Here is a 21,701-nt window from a genome sequence, read left to right as displayed (position 1 = left end):
AACCCGGGTGGGGCAGTGACCTTCTCCATCCGGGGAGGGTTCCTGCCCTTTTTTTATTTTACGAAGTGGCAGGAAATTAACGATGGAAACTGAAGTTCAGTCTATGCCAGCGGCTTTACAGCCTGCTTTTTATGAACTGAATGAAACCTTTGACCTGGATACGAATCAACTCATCCTGCTCGAAGGTTTTCAGGAGTGTGGGCATCCGGCAGTACCGACTGTTCAGCCTTATGTGTTTGACAGAGACCGGCTGCGTAAGTTGCTGGCGTTTCTCGATAACCCTGAAGGTGATGGCTTGTACCTGACGGGGCCGACAGGTTGCGGCAAAACCAGTCTGGTGGTTCAGGCGGCTGCAAGGTTGCACTGGCCTACACAGATGGTACCCGTTCACGGAAGAATGGAACTGGACGACCTTCTGGGTCAGAAAGTTCTTGATAACGGTGCAACGCCTTTTCAGTACGGGGCGCTAAGCACTGCGGTTAAAGAAGGTCATATCCTTATCATGGATGAAATGGATGTGGCTGACCCCGCAGAGCTGGCCGGATTGTACGATCTGCTGGACGGCGCACCTCTCGTATTGGCGCAGAACGGCGGAGAAATCATTCCGGTGCATCCAAGGTTCCGGTTTGTTGCCACGGGTAACAGTGCCGGAGCAGGTGATGGCAGTGGTTTGTATCAGGGTGTGCTGCGACAGTCACTGGCCTGGTTAGACCGCTTCCGTTGTATCGAAGTGGACTACCCCGATGAGTTCACTGAAATAATGATTCTGGATCAGGTGGTGCCAGACCTTCCAACCATCGTCAGGGAAAAGATGGTGAAGCTCGCTAACGAGGTTCGTCGTCTGTTCACTGGTGATGCCAATGGAAGAGGGGAAGGGGAGTCACAGCTCAGTGTTACGTTGTCCACTCGTGGGCTGGTGCGCTGGGCAAGGCTGTCGCTGAGGTTTCAGGGTGCGCCCCGAGTGTTTGAATACGCTCTGGAGCAAGCCCTGACAGCCAGAGTCGAACCGGCGGAACGGCAGGCAATTCATCAGATAGCCAGTGATGTGTTTGGGGAACTGTGGGAAGGAGGTCATGAATCATGAGTACAACTCATACCACAGTGACGCAAATACTCGATCAAATGTCCGTAATTGCTTTGGACTGTTCCATCTGGTCAGGCGCTCGTCGTCTGAAACCAGAGGATTTGGTTCTGGGCAAAGGCGGACAGCTGCCGTCTGATGAAGTGGTGTCGCTGGGCAGTAAGAAACTGTGCAAGCGCGAAGTGCTGAAGCCATTCCATCGTCTGAGGGATCAGGCGTGTCGGCTTTGTGCCAGAGAAGGAGTGCGATTTCTGGGCGGTTATGCGGTGCCGGATCAATCCATTTCAGGTTTAAGCCTGAAACTGGATCAGGTGCAGCAGGACTTTAACCAGGAAAAGCAGACTTTTCTGACCAGCTACGACCAGCATATTCAGGAGTGGGTGAATGCCCATCCTGATTTTGCCGAAGCGATCAGGAATGCAGTACCGGATGTTCAGCACGTAGGTCAGCGTTTCCAGTTTGGTTACACGACCTACAAAGTGGTGGCATCGCCTCAGCCGGATAACCTGAACCAACAGGTCAATCAGCTCGGCAGCGCATTAAGAGAGGAAATTAGTCGGGATGCTCAGGCCTTGTTTGAGCAGACATTCCGAGGAAAAGAAAAAGTCACCCGTAAAGCCCTGAACCCGATTCTTCGGCTCAGGGATAAACTACACGGACTGGCTTTTGTTGATCCCGGCATTGCTCCGGTAGTGCAGCGGCTGGATGCCGGGTTAGCGCAGTTGCCCAACAGCGGTGCGCTGGAAGGTGAGGTGCTGACTCAGCTGATGGAGCGTGTGTTGTTGCTCTGTTCAGTGGAACAAATGGAACGTTGTGCAGAAGGGCTGACGGCTATTGATACCTCCAGCAAAGGGAAGCTTGTGAAGACGCAGGTTGCCCAATCGCCAGAGGTAAACGACACAAAGCTTCAGGAAGAGCCTGTTATTGAGAAGCCGGTCGTGGTGCCAGAGGAAACAAACACCACAGCCACTTTCTACTTCTAAAGCGTCTTTTTAAAGGACGTTGTCTTTTACGATAAAAAGCCCTGGCGGGACATAGTGCCCGCTTGGGCAGGTGCTATGTCCCTTTCTTCTTTTATATTGATCGAGAGGTATTTGGATATGGCTCCTGTTTTACAGAAAGCACTACCCATCGTTGGCAGTGCATTGGGCAGGAAAATGGGTGTTCGGGTTGAAGTCGCTGGTCACAGAGCTTGCACCGATGGTGAAAGTATCTGGCTACCCGCCTTTGACCCGCAACGGCCAGAGCAGGAAAAGCTGGCATGGGGTTACTTGAGTCATGAAGCAGCGCATGTTCGCTATACAGATTTTTATCTGGATTACGAAGGCTCTGCTTTGCGGCGCAGGCTGACCAACCTTTTGGAAGATATTCGCATTGAAAAAGCCATCAGCCGGGAATACCCCGGTGCTGCTTTTTCTCTTGCGGGTGTCGTTCACCAGTTGGTGACTGAAGGTCGCTTAAGTGCGCCGGACAAGAGTGACCCACCTGTGAAGGTGCTGAACGACGCTTTGCTGGTGATTCTGCGTAACGAAGTTCTGGTTCAGAAGGCTCTGAAGCAGGAAGCAATAAAAGCCCGTGAAGTGATGAAAGCCTGTTTTCCCAAACAGTTACTGGATTCGCTGAATGGACTTTTAAAACAGGTTCCTGACTTGAGCAGCACCAGGGAAGCTCTGACGTTGGCTGACCATATCATCGCTTTGTTTCAGAATCTCAGCAATGAAAATTCTGACAGCAAAGATTCTGGTGAGGAAGGTTCTGATAAACCCGAAAATTCGTCAGAAGAACAGGAGAGCGATGCTCAGGAATCTGAAGCACAGGATCAGGAGGATAAAACAGATTCTGTGTCAGGTGGTGAGCAGGAATCCGATTCTGAGGAAGGAGAAGGTGATAATCCTGAACATTCGTGTGGAAGTAGTAACCAGAGCGTTTCAGACAATGGCGATGCTTCAGACAAGGCTGAAGACCTGTTGCTCCAAAAAGAGAGCTTGAAACAAATTCTGGAATCTACCGATCAGGACTGGCCGGATGACCTGTTTGAAACGGTCGCCGGAGAGCTGGAGTCATGGAGTTGCGAGCAGTCTTCTGGGATGTCAGCCATCACCACAACACCAGGACTGGATACGGTGGTGACAACAGATGAAGACAGGCAGGCTGCAAAAGACTTGCTCTGGAAAGTGCAGTCAGAATCCACCCGTTTAGCCGCACAGCTAACCGGACTGGTTCAGGCAAAAACGCTAACCCGAGATCGCACTGGAAAACGAGGTACCCGTATAGATGGCAAACGGTTGCACAGAATAGCGTTGGATGATGGTCGTCTTTTCAAACAACGGGCAGAATCCATCACTATCAATGCCGCCGTTCATATCTCGCTGGATATTTCTTCTTCCATGGCAGTAAGGATGCCGTTGGCAAGGGAGGCGGTGCTGGCGCTGGTGTATGCACTGAAGCAGATTAACGGAGTCACTGTTTCGGCATCGGCTTATCCGGGTGCCAGAGAGGATCGAGTCTTTCCTATCGTCACAGGCCAAGAGTCTACTCAAAAGGTAGCGGAAATACTGGCGGCTCTGGACAGCCACGACTCAACACCCATGGCCACCGGATTGTGGCATGCGGTTCACCAAATCTGTCAGGCAAAGGCGGAACGTCGCCTGATCCTGATGATTACGGATGGAGCGCCTGACTGTGAGCATCACGATGCGGTAGTCGATCTGGTGAGTCGTTGTCAGCAGTCAGGGATTGATGTGGTCGGGCTGGGAATCAATGTTCCTTTGGTGAAAGCTTTGTTTCCAGAGAGCCTGATGATTGATCAGCTTTGTCAACTTAAAACATCGCTTTTTAAGTTGACAAAAAGCTGGTTGATCAGCTGATAAAAACGCTACTCACATTCCGTATCGGAGTGTTGGGTAGCGTTTTTTATCTGCTGTTTTTCTTATACGGAAACAGGTGATTCTGTGCGTATGAAATGCTTTATTCTGTACCATTTCCCCTGAAATTTACGTAGCGCTCGATTGCCCTGTCTGCACGAAACCCTTAAACGCAATTAGGTGAGCGGCAATCAACAATTTACCGGCTCCGGAACAATTGCTACACCCCATTTCTTTAACTCAGGGCGGCGAATGATGTGAGGCTGTATTTCAGCTAGTCACTACCGCAATGCGCGAGACAGCACAGAAAGCACTATAATTAACACTGATAAACCCCCGGCTATGCCGGGGAGACTCTCATAGGTTTAACCGTAGCGACAGTAGCTAACCTTCAGTTTCCGACCAAGAAAATTGAAGGTAAAACCAATGAGAGACTACAAGAGTTTGGCTCATACGCGTTGGGATTGTAAGTACCATATTGTCTTTATCCCAAAGAGAAGACGAAAGGTAATCTATGGGAATTTGAGAAAGTTTCTCGGAGAAATATTTCATGAGCTTGCCAGAAGGAAAGGCTGCAAAATTCTCGAAGGGCATTTGATGTCTGATCATGTTCACATGTGCATCAGTATTCCACCCAAATATCCGGTATCTCATGTCGTTGGATATCTGAAAGGAAAGTGTGCAATAGAGATTGCGAAAAATTTCAAAGGCAAGCAGCGTAACTTTAACGGAGAGCATTTTTGGGCAAGAGGTTACTTTGTCTCAACAGTAGGACTTGATGAAGAAGTGGTTCGGGCATATATCCGAGATCAAGAAAAGAATGATGGAAATAGAGATCAGTATGATCTTGACTGGTAAGCGCCCTTGGGCGCAATAAAAGCCCTTAGAGGGCGTAATCTGATAAGCCTCCGGCTATGCCGGAGGTCAGTTAACTTAGCATGTTTTTCCTATGTCAGTAATTTCCAGAAACAGACTTATGATTTGAAACCGGAAAATTAATGGCAGTAAAAGAGGTTCTGGTATGCCATTTAGATGTTCAAAATGTGGCAGGAACTGTACGACCCAGTACAAACTCACCAGACACATGCTAACTCATACAGGCGATAAGCCATATAGCTGTGATTTCTGTGGACAAGATTTTGCCAATGCGTCTAATTTAACCATACACAAGCGAACCCATACAGGTGAAAAGCCATATAGCTGTGAGGTCTGTGCAAAAAATTTTAGCCATTCGTCTAATTTAACCAGACACATGCGAACTCATACAGGCGAAAAGCCATATATCTGTGAGGTCTGTGCAAAAAGTTTTACCGGAAAGAGTGATTTAGCCAGACACATGCAAACCCATACAGGGCAAAAGTTTCTTTGCCCAATCTGTAGAGCTGGTTATGCACGACGAGATAGACTCAATGAGCACATAGAAAAGCGTCACCCAGCCCCGAATACGCCTGATACAACCGTATTCACTCAGGCGTCCGCCGGAGTAGTCACAACAACACACTCTTTTAACTCTGGCCCAAGCTCCCCCACAACAATCAGCGTAAGCTATATCAGCTCATCAACTGAAGAAGAAAAAACACCGGTTAGAGTGGTTACTAATTCAACTCCGTTAGCAGAGACAATCATAGTCACACAGCATGATGGAAAAGTTATTACAACTATTCAGCCCCGGGCAGAGTCTGATCCCCATAATCCTTCATCGCAATAAGGGAAGTAGAAGATAAAAACACCCCGTCGAAGGCGAGAATGACGGTTCAGAGTTTATTTCGCATTTTTTCACCTTTTGCGACAGCCTCTTTCGCGGGAATGACGAAGCACTGGTATATTCTACAGTGCTGCTTCCCTTATTTGCTCAAAATTTAACGCTCCTCCAACTGGCATCTGTCATATTTGCTCTGTGAGATTGTAAAATAACAGTGCTGTATGCATGTACAGCATGCGCGATTGGAGTGAAATAGATTCATACAGGTACCATCTTGATCTGAAATAACTATGAGGTGAGCTATGTGTGCAGAAAAAGTCAAAATCCGTGCAGCGGTGTGGATTGATGGGCGCCAGCGGCAAAAGGTGAAGTATCTGCCAAATCAGGAAGCCGCAAAGCAGTGGAAGCTGGATACCGAACGCTTTATGCAGCAAGTGAAAGTGATTAAAGAGATGGAAACCAAAGTTGGGCAGGACAGTCCACAGGTTCAAGCACTGAGGTCGGTGTTAAAGAAGGGTGGGCGACGGGCGTTGTGCATTAATGACTGCTTGAAATTGCTGTCACGGGCAGAAAATTTTCTGAGAGCGCATCTTGGCAGTCAGTATCCTTTTGTCATGGATGCTTCTGATTTACAGAAATATTTTGAGCAGAGAGTCGCAGATCAGGGCTCTCATGAGGAAATTGCAGCAGAAACATTGCTGTTAAAGCTGTTTTTTCAGTGGACATCGGAAGAGGGAGGTAATAGCAGTAATAAGGTTCAGGTCGCTTTTGACAAAATGGTCTATGAAAATCCGGAGCCTTTTAAACTCAGGCCACTTCCTTATATTGATGTCGTTGAATCCGATCGGCCTGCCAGCCCGATTGAGAATAATACCCGGCTCAGAGATGAAAAAATCCGCCAATTACACACCGATGACCTAAATCAAAAAGAGATTGCAGCCATGCTGGGTATCAACCAGTCCACGGTTAGCAGGGTCTTGCGTGGCAAGAAGCGGTAATTATGCAGGGTGTGCATAGGCTGCATATTTCAATGCAAAATAGTAGGGTACACAGTTTGTGTACGTCAACACCGACAAGGGATGTCAACCGTCAGAGGACAATATGCACGTGCATATGCCGTGACCTAAATCTGACCTAAATCCAGACGGAAATAGACGCTTCCTGACGGGATCGACAACCAATATTGAGAGAGGGGGAAGCCCCGTGAGCCCTTGCCATCCGTTTCTTTCAGGCAAAAAGAAACCCGCCATTCTGGGGGAAGAAGTGACGGGCTAAGACCATTAGGAGAGGGTATGAAGCGCCTTGCGGCAGTAGGGCTGGATAGGTGGTTTTAGTGGTCTGGCACAGTCTTGGCACGTTTCACTTTTTATCTGCTCTCATTTTGAATGTCCTGCCAGTGTTTAAACTGTGATGGCCTTAATCCATAACGGGCCAGAACCCCTTCATGCAAACGTCGCAATTCCTCGATAATCAGTGATGATAAATCCGAGCGGTCGGAATCCTGCATATCTTCTGGCAACAGCCTATCAACCAGTTCTAATGGGTCGGCATCTGGCTGCAGAACAATCTTGTTGACTACTTTTTTGATCAGGTTCCGGTGTTGCAAGCGTAGCGGGTCTGGCTCTGCCAGCTGCTGTTTTATGACCAGATATTCCTGAGTAGAGCGCTCATAAGCCCATAGATAAAGGTCTCTGAGCAGCTCAATGCGAGTCATTTCATAAACGCCCAGTGTTGCACGACTATAGGCTTGTTCAGGTACGTCGAGAAAGGTAAGCGGGCATAGATTAGCCCTGATTAATGGCAGATTCGCTGCCAACCTTGAAGTACGTTTGTTCACATCGGCAAAAGGCTGCAAATAAGGGAGGTGAACCATCATAAAGAATGACTGCTCAAAGGGATCTTCAATCTGACTGGCTTTTTGTAGCAGAATATCCAGCAACTCGCTGATAATGACTTCTCCCGCCAGAGGTCTGAAAACACTTTTTCCGATCTCTACCTGATGCAAACGAATCCGACCTTCATCGGCAGGGTTTGGCAACAGATTTTCAGACAATAAGCTATGGAGGTTTAGCAGGGTGAAGCGGTTGTATGAAGCGGTTTCTGCATTATCAACCAAGAACTCTATGGCTGACTTATGGTTGAGTATCATCTGGGTTTCAATGGCGGCTTTCCCCTCGGCTGCATAACCTTCTTCAATTAGTCGAACTGTATCCGGGCGGCTATAGGTATTGCCTTCCAGATGGCTGGATGCCCAGGATAAGTCAATGAGGAAGCGATTCAGGATAGCCCGTCCATAAGTGCCAGCAGGTTGCGAAGTCTGTTTGGTGTCGCCCATACGCCGGAGTTGCTGTCGAATAGGTGCCGACAAATAGTAAGTTTTGTTGGGCTGATAGGCGTCCAGAAACTCTCGCTGATAGCCAATAGGGTGTCTGGACTCAACGGGTTGCTCAATATAAGCCAGAATATCCTTACTGTCTGCGGATAGTGGTATGAATGCAGGAAAAACCTCTAACTGGCTGGCATCCTGTTGTGTATTGGGTGTACTCCGCGCCTGATATCGCCTGCCGCGCCCTTCTCCAATGGCAACAATTTTTTCTTCGGCCAGCAAATTATTCAGCCAGCGCTGCGTCGTGCGGCGGGTGAGATTTGGATGAGCAGCCAATAGCTCAGAGATAGAGACAGGCTTTTGGGCCAGAGTGATTGACTGGTATAAATCAGAGAGAGTATTCATAGGAGTGGCACAATTATGGCGCATTTTATGTAATTGCGCCATGATCGCGACATTGCCCGTTAGTTCTTGATTTTACAGGCATGGCGTTACGCATCGCTTTTAATATCAAACTAATAACGTCCTTTCACACTCTAACAACCTGATAGCGAGTGCTGCGCCCACCACCCGGAAGTTTCTCAATACACCCCTTGTTCAATAGGGTGTGCTGCCTGATTAATGTACCGGAAGATTATGCACGATAGGGAAGCCACAGCGATTCATCTTCGCCCAGAACGCATTCCACTGCCCCGAGGTGCAAACCAATGCCCTTAACGCGACCAAAAGTTCAGCCTGATGGCTCACTGCCTCAAACTTAAGCGGGACTTAAGGTCTTGGAGCTTGAGTATGCTTAACCGTTCATCCACGATGCTGCACACCTTTTTAGCAATAGCTTACTTTTCATTATTCTATTTAGCGATAAACGACATCCAGGGGGGAGGGAACCTGTCCATTAAAATGCTGTCAATCATTATTAAGAACTTTAATCGTATTAAAATGATGGAGTAATGAAATAATGATCATAACATCAGATTTTTCAGGCACGCCTCCCATAGCAGAAACACCATCAAATCCTGATAACAATGAGGGTCAAAGGCCTATCCCGGAGCCTCAAACAGCTTCTTGCTTATCAGGAATGAGAGCACTGATACTCCGTAAATTTTCTAGAGCAAACCCGGAGCCTCAAACAGCTTCTTGCTTATCAGAATGCAAATCATTGCCAGACCGTTCTGCCATTCCGACAGTGAAGATTTCCTCGGAAGAACTGAAAGCACTGATACTTCAAAATAAATTTTCTAATGATGTTCTTTACCAAGTCGAAGGCACTCTTGATCTTACCGGTTACACCGACCTGACGGCCCTGCCCGAAAACCTCTCCGTGGGGGGCAATCTTTATCTTACCGATTGCACTGGCCTGGAGGCTCTGTCCGGAAACCTCTCCGTGGGGGGCGATCTTGATCTTTCCGGTTGCACTAGCCTGGAGGCCCTGTCCGGAAAGCTCTCCTTGGGGGGCGATCTTGATCTTTCCGATTGCACCGGCCTGGGGGCCCTGCCTAACTGGATTACTACGATGGGAGAAACTCGTCTGGGTACCCGCCATGTCAATCTTGAGAATACCGGGCTGTCTGATGGATTGATTGCGCGTCTGCGCACCGAGCGCGCGCCCGGTATGCGGTTTTATTTTTCCAGAAGAGCAGGGCTGCCTGAACAGCGGTTTTCGAATCTGGAACAAGGCTTTGACTTCTGGCGGAAATTGGCTTCATCCGACTTGGAAATACCAGAACTTAACCTTCAGCATCACCAGACTACTGACCTTGTTCGCTACCTGGGGCGGCTGACCAACACTGCGGACTACCAGAATCAGGCATGCCGTCCTGTACTGGCCCAGCGGGTGATGGCAGTTATGTCGCTTCTTGCAGGGGGTGGCAAGATTCGGGAGGATGCTCTACGACACATAAACCATGCTCTCACTAGCTGTGATGATAGGATAATCCTGGCTCTGGATGATCTGGAAACGTTGCAATTACTCGCTTCTGCGGAAAAGCTGGCCGTTGAAAAAGGTGATGATAGTGAATTAAGGGAATTAGGTCTTCAAATGATGCGTCTGGATGAGGTGAAAAAGATTGCTCGTGAGCATATGGAAAACCTGAGCTGGGTGGATGAAGTTGAAGTAGAGCTGGCTTTTCAGATTGGTGTACGCCAGAAACTCGACCTGCCCGGTTCCACTCAGTATATGATCTTCAGAAGCTGCGCCCATGTGTCAGGTGAGGATGTAAAAAAGGCTGTTAAGCGTGTGAAGACCGATTGCTCCGGGGCTAAACTAAAAGCCTACCTCAAACAATGGACACCCTGGCAAAAATTTCAGCGCCTGCGGACAGTGCCGTCTTTTGATCAACTGAAATCAATACCCGTATCCCATATTGATGACTGTCTTTTCCGTGCAGAAAAAACCAGTAAAATGGTTATACTGAGCGATTGCCATCTGGATTACGACAGCCTTGTTAAGGCTTACCTGGAAAATGGTAACAATCCGTTAAACAATACTCCTTTGGACTGGTCAAGCGTTAAAAGGCTCATAGAGAAACCCTCCCCCTCCTTGCCAAAAAAACACGTATCGTGATCTGTGTAGCGGGATGACCTGCCACAGCAGCCGGTTGAGAGCCTTGACCTGTTCTTCTTTAATTGGCTCATCAGACAATCTAAAGAAACGGAGAAGTTGCTCATCCCGGATTCGGAGCTGGCAAAGCCGGAGCATGAAGCTCTTCAATCGCCTGCCAGTCGCCACGCAACTGATAACCATTGTCTGTACCCCTGTCAGGAATAAATTCACCGTACACTTTTCGCAACATCTGCGTGTCCACATGACCCAGCTGGCGGGCTACAAAGTTTTCGTTTTCTCCTTCTTTCAGCAACATGCTGGCGTAGGTATGTCGCATCATATAGGGACGGCGGTATCGAACCCCTGCTAATAAACAGAGTTTCTGAAAGCGATTGCGGAACTGGTTAGTATTGCGCCAGGGTTTATTGTTGTAATCAGCATGAAATACAAAAGGGCTATAGGTATGAGTATAAGGCTGTTGTCGTTTTAAGGCTGAGAGGGCAGACGGGAGCAGTATCAGATCTCGCTCGCCCAGTTCTCCGGTTTTGATTTCTTTTAACACTTCTCTTTCTTCGGGTGTTTCTTCAATCATTGTGTAGCCCCGTCGAAAGACTTTTGCCCTCGATATACAGGCAATTCCCCGGTTGAAATCAATGTCTTCCCAGTGCAGGGCAAACAGCTCTTCTGGCCGGAGCCCGGACCAGAAACCGAACTGGATGATATGGGTTTCCTGAGGTCGTTGACCAGCGGCTAATAATCCGGAAATCTCTTCCAGAGTAAAAACATCGAGTTTTTTCTGTTTTTTACGAGCTCGTTTTTTCTGCAGGGTCTGGCGTGACTCTTCCGGCCATTCAAAGTCAATAAATGGATTATATTCCACCAGGTTCTGGGACTTGGCATAGCGAAAGGCAGAACGAAGCGGCGACAGATAGCTTTTCAGCGTCGTATTGCTGATATGCTTGTTGCCCATCCGGGTGACCCACTGGGTAATATGGCCAACCCGAAACTCGGGAATGGTGAGATGGCCAAACTCGGGCTTGATAAAGCGATTGGCATAGTAGCGATAATTATCCAGCGTCATATCCGCTTTGCGGTGGCATCCGCATGACCATCGAATGCGTTAGGGCTCAGATTATCTCACTTTCTCGCCAGGGATAAACCTTGTGTACTGATCAGGTAACTTTGTCTTGGACTGTTTGGGCTGTCAGGGTTGGTCATCGTTATCAAACTCTGATCCAAAGCCGGTTTAAGGTAGTTTTTGCGGAATGTTGGACGATGTTTTAATGCCAGTTTTTGCATCATATCCGCAACCCTTAAAGGTTTTGAAGGGTCAGCACGGAAGAGTTTGAGAAGACTTTTTACTTGGTCGCTTACTTGACTGTCTACTTGGTCGCTGGGATGCTTCAACTCACTTTCCAGAGCTTCGTTGAGTGCCTGTTCAATAGCTTTAAGAACAAATGCAATAAATGGCGTTGAGTCACTGGCATTATCCGATTCCCGAAGGGCCTGATAATAGGCATCCTGTTGATCGCGAATGATGGTTTCTACAGGGAGGTAGGCCATCGGTTCCCGCCACTTCGATAACATCAGGGTTTGCCAAAAGCGCCCCATACGACCATTACCGTCAGTAAAAGGGTGTATGAATTCGAACTCGTAATGAAAAATGCAGCTGGCGATTAGGGGGTGTACATCAGTGTCAGAAACCCATGCCAGAAGATCAGACATCAGTCTGGCTACCTGTGATGCGGGAGGAGGCATGTGAATCAATTGTTCATCTCTGTATATCCCAACACCTGACTCCCGCCAGCTTCCAAACTGACTGGTCAACCCTTTCATAAGTATTGCGTGAACTTGTAACAAATCATCCACGTTGCCTGGATCAAGGTCTGAAAGTAAGTCGTAGGCAGCAAAAGCATTCTGAACTTCAAGAACTTCTTTTGGTTGTCCAAGTACTCTTTTTCCTTCCAGAATAGCCGTCACCTGTTCAACGCTCAGCGTATTATGCTCAATAGCCAGGGATGCCTGAATGGTTCGAATCCGGTTACCACGGCGAAGATGTGGCGTTGATGAAGAATATTGACCAGCACTGTACCGCCCCAGCAACTCACTAATATTGGCAATAGAGTCAAGAATAGACGTGGTAATTGTATAAGGGGGTTGATATTTTGCCATGCAGACGGTTTGAGACCTTTGAGTCATTAATGGCAAATTATTACATATCAGAAGGCAGACAAACAGGAAACAGAGTCATTGCTTACCCGGGATTCCATGAACTCGGAGCTGGCAAAGTCGGAGCATGAAGCTCTTCAATCGCCTGCCAGTCGCCACGCAACTGATAACCATTGTCTGTACCACTGTCAGGAATAAATTCACCGTATACTTTCCGCAACATCTGCGTGTCCACATGACCCAGCTGGCGGGCTACAAAGTTTTCGTTTTCTCCTTCTTTCAGCAACATGCTGGCGTAGGTGTGTCGCATCATGTAGGGACGGCGGTATCGAACCCCTGCTAATACACAGAGTTTCTGAAAGCGATTGCGGAACTGGTTAGTATTGCGCCAGGGTTTATTGTTGTAATCAGCATGGAATACAAAAGGGCTATGGGTATGAGTATAAGGCTGTTGTCGTTGCAGGGCAGAGAGGGCAGACGGGAGCAGTATCAAGTCTCGCTCGCCCAGTTCTCCGGTTTTGATTTCTTTTAACACTTCTCTTTCTTCGGGTGTTTCTTCAATCATTGTGTAGCCCCGTCGAAAGACTTTTGCCCTAGATATACAGGCAATTCCCCGATTGAAATCAATGTCTTCCCAGTGCAGGGCAAACAGCTCTTCTGGCCGGAGCCCGGACCAGAAACCGAACTGGATGATATGGGTTTCCTGAGGTCGTTGACCAGCGGCTAATAATCCGGAAATCTCTTCCAGAGTAAAAACATCGAGTTTTTTCTGTTTTTTACGGGCTCGTTTTTTCTGCAGGGTCTGGCGTGACTCTTCCGGCCATTCAAAGTCAATAAATGGATTATATTCCACCAGATTCTGGGACTTGGCATAGCGAAAGGCAGAACGAAGCGGCGACAGATAGCTTTTCAGCGTCGTATTGCTGATATGCTTGTTGCCCATCCGGGTGACCCACTGGGTAATATGGCCAACCCGAAACTCGGGAATGGTGAGATGGCCAAACTCGGGCTTGATAAAGCGATTGGCATAGTAGCGATAATTATCCAGCGTCATATCCGCTTTGCGGTGGCTGGCGTACTCTTTCAGGTAAATAGTCAGTAACTCTGAAATGGTCAGATTTTCTGAGCTTCGAAGCTCTGACTTTGCCAGTTTGTGTTTTGGGAAGTGGTCGTTCCACTTGAAGGAGCCACTGCGGATATCACGTTTCACCTTGGCCAGAATACCTGCCGCCCAGTCAAGATCTGTTTGTGTGGGTTGTAGCTCGGGCAGAGAAATGAAATAGCGTTGCCCAAATCGACTGAAATTGATACGAATGGTCTCGCCACGCAGCTGAACGCCTCTTGGAATTTTTAGTGCTTTCTTTGACTTTGCTCTGCCCATTCCTGCACCCTTGATAAGTTAACCCAACGACAGCCGTCCTCCAGAATCTTGCTATGATAACCCTCTCGCCATATGTGGCCGGCTAATTTGGCATTTACCGTATGTCGGGTTTCCCCTGACAATTCACAGTATTTTTTAAGTTTGACCCAGTGAATCATAGGGCTGTCTCCTCAATGAAAAAAGGTACACACATCAATCGGTTATAGAAGGCGCTTGAGAAGCCTTATTAAGCAGAGGAATTATCTGATTCGGCATTTTCTGGTGCCAGGTATCAGAAGTAATGCGGGTTTTATTAAACTGCTCTGGTGTAATCCAGTGGTGTTGCTCCGCTGCCTGAAGTACTTGCTCTGCCAGCTCCATGAGTGAAAGGATGCCTTGTCTGAGAGGAATGATGTCGTCTGGCGGGCGCATTAGAAAAAGGGCAGGGTAGCGAACAATGTTCAACGTCTCCGGAGGGCTTGGCTCAATCTTACTGGGGCCCATTTCCGGCAGCAGCACCCCATCCGTGGAAACAGGGATCAATGAAAAGTCATACTGATTACAGAAGGCTTGCAACGTTTTAACCTGAAGCTGGCATAAACGACAGTTTCCCTGATAGTAAAATACCAGTCCTGATATTTTGGCAATGCTTTTCAGCACCCGCTCTTTAGCTTGACTGGCTATGTCATCCTGAATCTTTGCGGCTGCGGGTGATATGGGGCGGCGAGCATTTTCATCGAGCATTGGGTCGCTTTCGATGACTTGTTTACCTATACGAGCAAATCGTTCCGCTTTTTCTTTCACTAATCGGTCCAGATACAGATAAGCACTGACGTTTTTTTTGCTTGGATGATCAATGGCTGTATCCAGATAGTGACCGATATTGTTTCTGATCCAGCTTGTGGTGAGAGGTTGGTCAGCAGCTGTTTTTGACAATTGCTTTGCTTCATCTTTATTGGTTTCAGGTTCCGGGATTTTTTCATACCAGAACCAGCCTTCTGAGTGTCGGTCAAACCATCCCTCGTCGGTGCTGGCAGGTGCTGGAAAAAGCAGCAATAAAAGAAGCAAGAAAAACATCAGACACGTTTCTGCCAGTTGGCTGTCCACCAACCCAGTGAAAGCGTGGTCAACCACGCCATAACAGGAAAGAGCCAGACCGGGAAAGGCCAGGGAATCATCACCAGATATAAGAACAGCCCCGGAATCCATCGGCATAGTCTGCGACTCCAGAGGTTTCGCAGTGGGCTGGTGTAGTGGAAATCATGGTAGCGTATTTTCCGGATCAGCCATCCATCCAATATCGCCGCCAGCAGAACGATGCCCCAATAAGGAAAGCAGGCGATTAACAGGGCAATACGATAAAACAGTTGTTGCAGAAGCGTCAGGAAGTTTCGGACAACGGCCTGAAAAAACTCAATGGCTGTGGCGAGCCCTTCGCCCATCTTGCGATCCGGTGTGGTGTGTTTCAGCAGAAAGCTCTGAACACCCGTTTCAAACACTATTTTGGAGTAGAAAAGCTGTCCGGTATTGATAATCCAGGTACCGTTATCTTCCCCCAGACTTCTGGCGTATTGCTGTTGCTCTTTCTGAAGGTATTGATTCATGTTTTGTCCGGGAATAGCCAGCCAGAGCAGAATGAGACCCAGCCCATAGCACCAGACAACGATGGGGCTGGTCTGTTTTTGAGAATTTGTCATGGATTGTTTTGATATCAGAGGTTCAGGATTCTGGAGAGCAGATAATCGGAATTCTGCCTTTCAGCAAACGGCCACCACCCAGTCGTGCCACATATTCAAGATTGGGCAGTTCGCCTAACAGTTGCGGTGGGAACAGATCACCGGTTTCTTCCAGCTGCTGTTCACTCAGGTTGCCGGTAAATTCCATGGGGCGGTTGGCATCGGTGCTGATGCCTTGGTTGCGGATAAAGTAGCGGTAACGAACCGGAGGTAATTTATCGGTAATAAATTTCTGGGTTTCGGGATTCTGGGTACGCAGGCAGATCAGGTGGTTACAGTTATCGATAAATTGTTCCGCTGCTGCTTCTGAGCCCAGCTGCGCCTCGAAGTCCGCCAGTGTCTGAGTGGCGACGTATAAGCGGAATTTTGCACCTCTACCTTTGTTGAGCAGGGATAACAGTTGAGGGCAGAGCACTTCAGCAGCTTCATCTACGAATAAGTTAATGGGCTGGTCGTTTGTTGATGAGTAGTTGTAACGATCACCGGCTACGGCGGCAAGGTCTGCCAGTAACAGCTGTCCAATGGCTTTACCCACCATCGGGTCGCTTAACGAATCCAGCCCGAAATACATTACCTTATTTTGTTCGATCAGGTTGGCCGTATGGGTACAGGGGCGCAGGTCGTCTATATCTGTTGGGTCGGGCGATAACAGTCGTGCAAGAGGACCGCCGGTTAACATGCCTAGTGCGGGTAAGAGAGTGGCGATCATTTTTCCGTAGTGCGCCCGGTCGTGTTCAAACAGTGAGATCAGGCCTTCCACGTCGGTGCAGGGGTTGTCAGGCATGATCTGTTCTCGATAAAACGCTATCCAGCGGTGGGCAACGGTATCCTGATTGGACTTACCCTGTTGTGATTTTGAAGTGATTTTTTTCTCCGCCCCCGGACAGTATGTAGAGCAAACAGCGGTTAATGCTCGTATTAACAGTCCGGTAACACCGCCTTCCAGCCCCTGTCGAATAAGTACCAGAGTAGGGCGCTGACCACAGAGTAAATACCCCTGAACCACCGCATCGACTGCTTTCTGGGCAAAGGCCTGAAAAGGCGCATTATCACCCCCTGAAGGCATTAGCCCTGAAATCCGGCTGGCCAACTCGCTGGAGCGGTTAAAATTCTGTAACAGGTTGATGCGGATAGAGTCGGCAGGAAAGCCCGGGTGAAATTTCATAAACCGGAGTTTGTTGCCTGACAGTTCGCAGCTTCTCAAGGTATGACTGGCAAGGTCATGATCGCCCTTGGGGTCAATGATAATAACGGGCTCATTGCGTAATACGGCCTGCGTCACCAGTAAATCAAATAATCGGGTTTTACCGCTACCGGGAACGCCGATGACCATCGTGTGCATCTGGATTTGTTCGAGGGGCTGGTATAGAGGCTCTTCGTGTTCTTCCATGCCATGAACCCATCCTGCCCCCATAGTTTTCTCTGATTTGGCGGGCAGGTTATCACTGCGTAATAAGTCCCAGGCGCGTTGCCCATGTAGTCGCTTCCATTCAAAGCCCCAGCCTAGCCAGACGCCTTGTGTCTGATTCTTTTGCTGCAAATTTTGGCATTGCTTCTGTGTCAGCTTGAACAGAGCCAGCTTTTTACCTTTCAACCTCCGGTGTTGTTGCCACCGGGGTAAAGCCTGTGTCAGCCGGGTAATCATCATGGCTGCACAGAAAGAAGATGTCAGCATAAAACCAATGGAGGGAAGGGAGCTGATGTACATCAGGGCATAAGCGGCATTCATGCCGGTAAACCAGACGACAGCAGAACTCAGCTCATAAATCGGACGCCAGCTTTGTAAATAGGGCTTATCAGAGAACATCGGAAATCTCGGCAGATATAAAGCTTGTTTTCTGAAGTTAAGGAATAAAGGATATTTGTTGAGTCACTTGTGACCAGGCAAAAAATGAACTCAGCTCAGACTACCCCTTATTTCTTTGATGGTGATAAACAACTTGTCAGCAGAGTCTTGAAATGGAACAAAACCAAACCTTTGATAAAAAGCGGATACTCCTTCCTTTGCATCCACAATCACTAATGGAAATCCAACGGCATCACTGGCCTGAAGTAGCTTGTGAAGCGCATCAATCAGCAACCATTCACCATAACCCTGTCCGGCATAGCGTTTGTCAACGGCGAGTCGTGCGATAAGCCCGGCAGAACCGGCGCTACTGTGTTTTTTTTGTAGCTCTATCGGCAGGGCACTTAAATCAAGAGGGATCATGGTTAAGGTGTAGTACCCAATGATGGTGCTGTTGTTGCCCAGATCTTCAAGCACAAATGTCCTGGTGTTGTCTTTGCCACCCTGTTGGCTGGCCATGACTTTTAGATAATTATTGAGCGCTTCGACACCGCAATTAAATCCTTTTCGGTCATGGTGTTTCTTATCTAAAACAACCGTTTTCATGCCTTGTCTGCTCTTTTTCTGGAATAACGTTTTGCCGCTTGTTTCAGTCTTGAATTCGGGCTGCTTTCTTCATCCAGCGCTTTGATGAGCAACATAGCGTCTTCCTGACTCAGCTTCAGAGAACGCTCACGATCCATGATTTGTCGGGCCTTCTCGATGGCGGCAGATAGAACGAAGGAATTGATGCTGTTCATACCTATAATGGCTGCTGCTTGAGAGAGTAGCTCACGGGTTTCTGTGTCGATTCTGGCTGTGATTCTGGGTAGTGATGTAGCCATGGTTCTTCCTTTTATGTGTCAAAATGGCACATTAATTATGGTTCATTCGCTGGTTTTCTTCAAATTTGTGCCAAATTGGCACTTTATAGCCTGTTTGGGAGCGCCTGGCTAATTATGTGGACATAAACCATTTTGTACATTCACTGGAAATCATGGGTTGCAAGGCAATAACCTGCCTACCATTTCGGCGGAAAATAATCTGGTTGCCAATCGGTCTTATCCACCCTCTCTGGTTCCACTGTTTGAGTAATATTTCCGGATCAGGCAGATTTTGATTTTCCACAGAGTCAGGCCATTTCAATAGAAGGCTCTCTTTTGCCCACTTGATTTCGTCAGCCTGAAGATTGGAAATGACTTGTTTCAGTGAGTCCAGTTCCTGATCATTTTCCTGCTTGGGCTGATCTTCAGTTTTGCCGGGTTTCATGATCTGGTTCAGGGCTTCTCCCTGCACAAAATGCAGCTTGACGCTTTTCAGGCGTGCCAGCTCAACAGCACTGACCACTTGTGACACGGCATGCCCGGTTTTTTGTCCGGTTAATGTGCTGATAAAGGTTTGCCACAATACACCGCTGTCTCTGTCGGGCTGCAGGGCATTACGAAATGACTGAGAAGTCAGCTGTGGTAACAGCAGCAGGTTGATGGCAGTATAGTCAGTTGGTAAGGCTTTCTCAGCATTGGTTTCACACTGCTGCCAGTGTGGAGAGTAGTTGGTGATCCGGTGCTGTTGCAGCCAGCTCCCCAGTGGCTGATCAAAGGAGCGCCATTGTTCACCCGATTCCTGTTGAACCATCAGGCAAGAAACCACTCGTCCACTGTCATATAAAAGCCCGGCTACTCCTGCCATTAATCGCCACAAGGGTTTTCTTGCCCTGCGCTGATCGGGATACAGTTCATGATCCTGATGAATTTGTTGTGTTGCGGTCACTGACCAGAAAGCGGTTTCCAAAGCATGGCGAATAGCCCCAGCCGGTTCGCAGTGATGTTGTGGGTGCGCCGGTAAAAGGTGCAGCCAGTGGGTCAGGTTATCCAGTGTCTGGTCAAACAAAGGCTGGAGTTCTTCTGGCAGATTCAACTGCTCATTCACTTGTTCCACCAGTTTTTGCTGTTGGTGAAGAATGGTTCCAGAGCCTACCTGGTATCCGGCACAGCCTGATGGACTTTGGATGAGTTTCTCTGTCTCTTGTGCGTCACTGACGGGAAGTTTGGGATCATCCTTATGTGGATGTAACCAGTGGTTGAGAATAGATAAAGCCTGTGAGGCGGTCATGACTAAAGCCCGAAAATCGAGTTGATAATGGTAGGTGTGACCTGTAAACCCACCGCCGCACCGACTCCTGTAGCAAAGCCAATCAGTGAGTTGCGAGCCATGCCATAAGCCAGCCCGATCAATACAAAAGCGATGGATAAGGTTCTGCCGAGATCGCCTTTAATCCACCCTACCAGCCGGGCATAGATTTCAGCGAAATCAGTGGAGCCTGTCGGTACCACAGAGTCAGCCGCCTGAAGTTCTGGCGGTAACAGGGAAAGGATGACCAGTGTCGCCAGTGACAACATCCAGTGCTGTTGTTTAATAGTGAAGGTTTGCAGGTCAGTGAGAGGAAGGGAGTTCATGCGGGTTCTCCGGTTTTAATCATTTGAGGGGGAATAGACGGGAATGGCAGACTGCCATTCTCTCGGGTAGATATCGGTCATTACTACGCCACCGCTGTGCCAGTTGCCCTGTTTATCCACCCAGGGGGTGATCCAGATTCTCAGGATTTGGGCGGGAAGGCGGTTTGGGGTTGATTCGGGTGTAACCACAGATAGATCCGGTTCTGCTCTGGTCATGGTGGTTGGTTGTGGTGGTGTTATGGGTTCTATGGTTGAGAGGTCAGTGTCTCTGTAGACCTGCCGGGCGGATTTGCAGACACCTTTGCCGGGTTTATCGCAGGCGTACTCATCTTCACCTATTCCCAAAACGGAGCAGCCCTGAAGGAAAAATGTTGAACCACAAAGGCACAAAGACACGAAGGCTTTTAAATATTTTTTCTTTGTGTCTTGGTGCCTTTGTGGTTTAAACAATAAGCTCATGGCTGTAAGCCTCTGGTCAGGATCAAATCGACTTTTCGTTCTGCGCTGATTTCAATAACCGGTACCATCTGATCCGCCAGTTTCAGATAAAAGTCCGCCAGCTTTTCCAAAGCCTTGTTGCTGCCTTTGATCAGGGAGCTTTGGAGGGCTTCACTGCCTTTCAGGCCGGACTGGAAAGGAGACTGAATTTCACCGTTTTTATTGGGTACCACAGAAAACACAGGGACTGGTTTGATATCAAACGCCTGACTCACACCGCCAAGAAATCCCGCCATCGCCGCTTTCGCCATGACCTGTCCCTGCTTGCTGACCAGTCTGCCCCGTAAGCCAGCCTTGCCATCTTCTCCGGCTAAATACCCTTCCAGTGGTCGTTCAAGAACCTGTTCTTTGTCTTTGATTTTGTTGCTGAAAATGCACGATAAAGTTTCACTGCGAAGGTAAGCCCGCTCGGAACTCAGGTCGCCATAACCGGAAGCCAGCACAAAACATTCACGCACATTGGTTCGGTAGCGGTTGGGTAAAATAGCGGAGGCTTTGATTCGGATAAGAACGGGATAAGGCTCCCGTCGTGCGCCCTGGCCGGTGGGTACGTCCAGCCCGGTTATCAGCTGACCGGATAGAATGCTGCCAGCGGGCAGGCGTAGTAATCTGGGTTTGTTGTCTGCTTTGGTGTCTGTTGCTGTTGGAGGCGTGAAAGTAGCACCGAGCATACGTATGGGTTTAGGCGGTGGCGGAGCTTCTTGCTCTTCAGGCTCCGGGTATTGCGGGGGCAGTGGTTGGTTGTAATGGTTCCAGCTCAAAACATCCGGAGGCAACGATTCCTGTGAACTAATGATTTCTGTAACAGTAGTTTTGCCTTGAACCGGATCAACACTATTCAGTCGTTTAAGTTCCTGTTGTAGCAGCCCCATCTCTTTCTGATGTTGTTCATGAAGTGCTTGTTGTTGCTGGTTAATGTTTTCCAGATCAGCACTGATGCGGTTCAGGGTCAGCTCTTTTGGAGGAACGCCGGTAAAATCCACGCTCTGAGCTTTTGTCTCATCGGTTTTGTCGTCGCTCGGTTGATGCTGTTTGCTGGTGACAAAAATCAGGATAATGATGATCAGGGTACTGCCCAGAACAATCCCTAAACGTCGGACTCTGGGCGTTAAATAGCGGTTGAGGGTATTCATAGTTTTTTT

At 48.4% G+C, this 21,701-nt stretch carries 20 protein-coding genes; 7 read left to right on the top strand and 13 right to left on the bottom strand.

All coding sequences use genetic code 11. The features are described from left to right. Positions 1-82: 82 nt before the first annotated feature. The 6 genes from NX722_RS09700 to NX722_RS09680 all read left to right on the top strand — a co-directional run bounded on the left by NX722_RS09700 (position 83) and on the right by NX722_RS09680 (position 6,645). Complete coding sequence (locus NX722_RS09700) at positions 83-1,084, top strand: CbbQ/NirQ/NorQ/GpvN family protein (RefSeq protein WP_262567815.1); 1,002 nt, start codon at positions 83-85, stop codon at positions 1,082-1,084. Further along, positions 1,081-2,064, top strand: a complete 984-nt coding sequence (locus NX722_RS09695) for a DUF3150 domain-containing protein (protein WP_262567814.1) — start codon at positions 1,081-1,083, stop codon at positions 2,062-2,064. Before NX722_RS09700 ends, NX722_RS09695 begins: the two co-directional genes overlap by 4 nt. A gap of 117 nt (positions 2,065-2,181) precedes the next feature. Next, entirely contained in the window at positions 2,182-3,948 is a 1,767-nt protein-coding gene (locus tag NX722_RS09690) for a hypothetical protein (protein ID WP_262567813.1), read from the top strand. A gap of 423 nt (positions 3,949-4,371) precedes the next feature. Next, the gene (gene tnpA, locus NX722_RS09685; RefSeq protein WP_262563698.1) at positions 4,372-4,803 is read left to right on the top strand and encodes an IS200/IS605 family transposase; all 432 of its coding nucleotides are present in this window, start codon (positions 4,372-4,374) and stop codon (positions 4,801-4,803) included. A gap of 163 nt (positions 4,804-4,966) precedes the next feature. Next, positions 4,967-5,653 carry a C2H2-type zinc finger protein gene (locus NX722_RS28855; protein ID WP_407647977.1) on the top strand — a complete coding sequence of 229 codons (687 nt, stop codon included), beginning with the start codon at positions 4,967-4,969 and terminating at the stop codon, positions 5,651-5,653. A gap of 296 nt (positions 5,654-5,949) precedes the next feature. Continuing rightward, positions 5,950-6,645, top strand: a complete 696-nt coding sequence (locus tag NX722_RS09680) for a hypothetical protein (protein WP_262567812.1) — start codon at positions 5,950-5,952, stop codon at positions 6,643-6,645. Positions 6,646-7,013: 368 nt separating this feature from the next. On the opposite strand, the gene NX722_RS09675 is transcribed toward NX722_RS09680, so the two are convergent. Beyond that, entirely contained in the window at positions 7,014-8,378 is a 1,365-nt protein-coding gene (locus NX722_RS09675; RefSeq protein ID WP_262567811.1) for a Fic family protein, read from the bottom strand. Between the two features lie 754 nt (positions 8,379-9,132). Between NX722_RS09675 and NX722_RS09670 the strand changes: the two genes are divergently transcribed. Then, positions 9,133-10,536, top strand: a complete 1,404-nt coding sequence (locus NX722_RS09670; protein WP_262567810.1) for an NEL-type E3 ubiquitin ligase domain-containing protein — start codon at positions 9,133-9,135, stop codon at positions 10,534-10,536. A gap of 100 nt (positions 10,537-10,636) precedes the next feature. On the opposite strand, the gene NX722_RS09665 is transcribed toward NX722_RS09670, so the two are convergent. From NX722_RS09665 to NX722_RS09610, 12 genes are all read right to left on the bottom strand, one after another. Then, positions 10,637-11,596, bottom strand: a complete 960-nt coding sequence (locus tag NX722_RS09665) for a tyrosine-type recombinase/integrase (protein WP_262567809.1) — start codon at positions 11,594-11,596, stop codon at positions 10,637-10,639. 56 nt (positions 11,597-11,652) lie between these two features. Then, positions 11,653-12,687 carry a Fic family protein gene (locus tag NX722_RS09660; protein ID WP_262567808.1) on the bottom strand — a complete coding sequence of 345 codons (1,035 nt, stop codon included), beginning with the start codon at positions 12,685-12,687 and terminating at the stop codon, positions 11,653-11,655. Positions 12,688-12,769: 82 nt separating this feature from the next. Beyond that, the gene (locus NX722_RS09655) at positions 12,770-14,065 is read right to left on the bottom strand and encodes a site-specific integrase (protein ID WP_262567807.1); all 1,296 of its coding nucleotides are present in this window, start codon (positions 14,063-14,065) and stop codon (positions 12,770-12,772) included. 192 nt (positions 14,066-14,257) lie between these two features. After that, positions 14,258-15,121, bottom strand: a complete 864-nt coding sequence (locus NX722_RS09650; RefSeq protein WP_262567806.1) for a conjugal transfer protein TraF — start codon at positions 15,119-15,121, stop codon at positions 14,258-14,260. After that, on the bottom strand, positions 15,121-15,741 hold the full coding sequence (locus NX722_RS09645) for a DUF4400 domain-containing protein (RefSeq protein ID WP_262567805.1): 621 nt from the start codon (positions 15,739-15,741) through the stop codon (positions 15,121-15,123). Before NX722_RS09645 ends, NX722_RS09650 begins: the two co-directional genes overlap by 1 nt. A 22-nt stretch (positions 15,742-15,763) precedes the next feature. Then, positions 15,764-17,587 carry a conjugative transfer system coupling protein TraD gene (gene traD / locus NX722_RS09640; RefSeq protein ID WP_262567804.1) on the bottom strand — a complete coding sequence of 608 codons (1,824 nt, stop codon included), beginning with the start codon at positions 17,585-17,587 and terminating at the stop codon, positions 15,764-15,766. A 90-nt stretch (positions 17,588-17,677) separates the two neighbouring features. Continuing rightward, positions 17,678-18,172, bottom strand: coding sequence for a GNAT family N-acetyltransferase (locus NX722_RS09635; protein WP_262567803.1), 495 nt, complete (start codon positions 18,170-18,172; stop codon positions 17,678-17,680). After that, a complete protein-coding gene (locus NX722_RS09630) occupies positions 18,169-18,450 on the bottom strand; it encodes a type II toxin-antitoxin system TacA family antitoxin (RefSeq protein ID WP_262567802.1) in 282 nt (93 codons plus the stop codon). The genes NX722_RS09635 and NX722_RS09630 overlap by 4 nt, the downstream gene beginning before the upstream one ends. 112 nt (positions 18,451-18,562) lie before the next feature. Next, the gene (locus NX722_RS09625; protein WP_262567801.1) at positions 18,563-19,717 is read right to left on the bottom strand and encodes a TraI domain-containing protein; all 1,155 of its coding nucleotides are present in this window, start codon (positions 19,715-19,717) and stop codon (positions 18,563-18,565) included. Between the two features lie 2 nt (positions 19,718-19,719). Then, positions 19,720-20,061, bottom strand: coding sequence for a TraA family conjugative transfer protein (gene traA / locus NX722_RS09620; RefSeq protein ID WP_262567800.1), 342 nt, complete (start codon positions 20,059-20,061; stop codon positions 19,720-19,722). Between the two features lie 15 nt (positions 20,062-20,076). After that, positions 20,077-20,406, bottom strand: coding sequence for a TraV family lipoprotein (locus NX722_RS09615; RefSeq protein WP_262567799.1), 330 nt, complete (start codon positions 20,404-20,406; stop codon positions 20,077-20,079). A 110-nt stretch (positions 20,407-20,516) separates the two neighbouring features. Then, positions 20,517-21,692 carry a TraB/VirB10 family protein gene (locus tag NX722_RS09610; protein WP_262567798.1) on the bottom strand — a complete coding sequence of 392 codons (1,176 nt, stop codon included), beginning with the start codon at positions 21,690-21,692 and terminating at the stop codon, positions 20,517-20,519. Positions 21,693-21,701 lie beyond the last annotated feature (9 nt).

The sequence above is a fragment of the Endozoicomonas gorgoniicola genome (assembly GCF_025562715.2).
Taxonomy (GTDB): Bacteria; Pseudomonadota; Gammaproteobacteria; order Pseudomonadales; family Endozoicomonadaceae; genus Endozoicomonas_A; species Endozoicomonas_A gorgoniicola.
The sequence above is the reverse complement of the archived record's forward strand: the minus strand, read 5'-3'. Positions and strand labels throughout refer to the sequence as shown.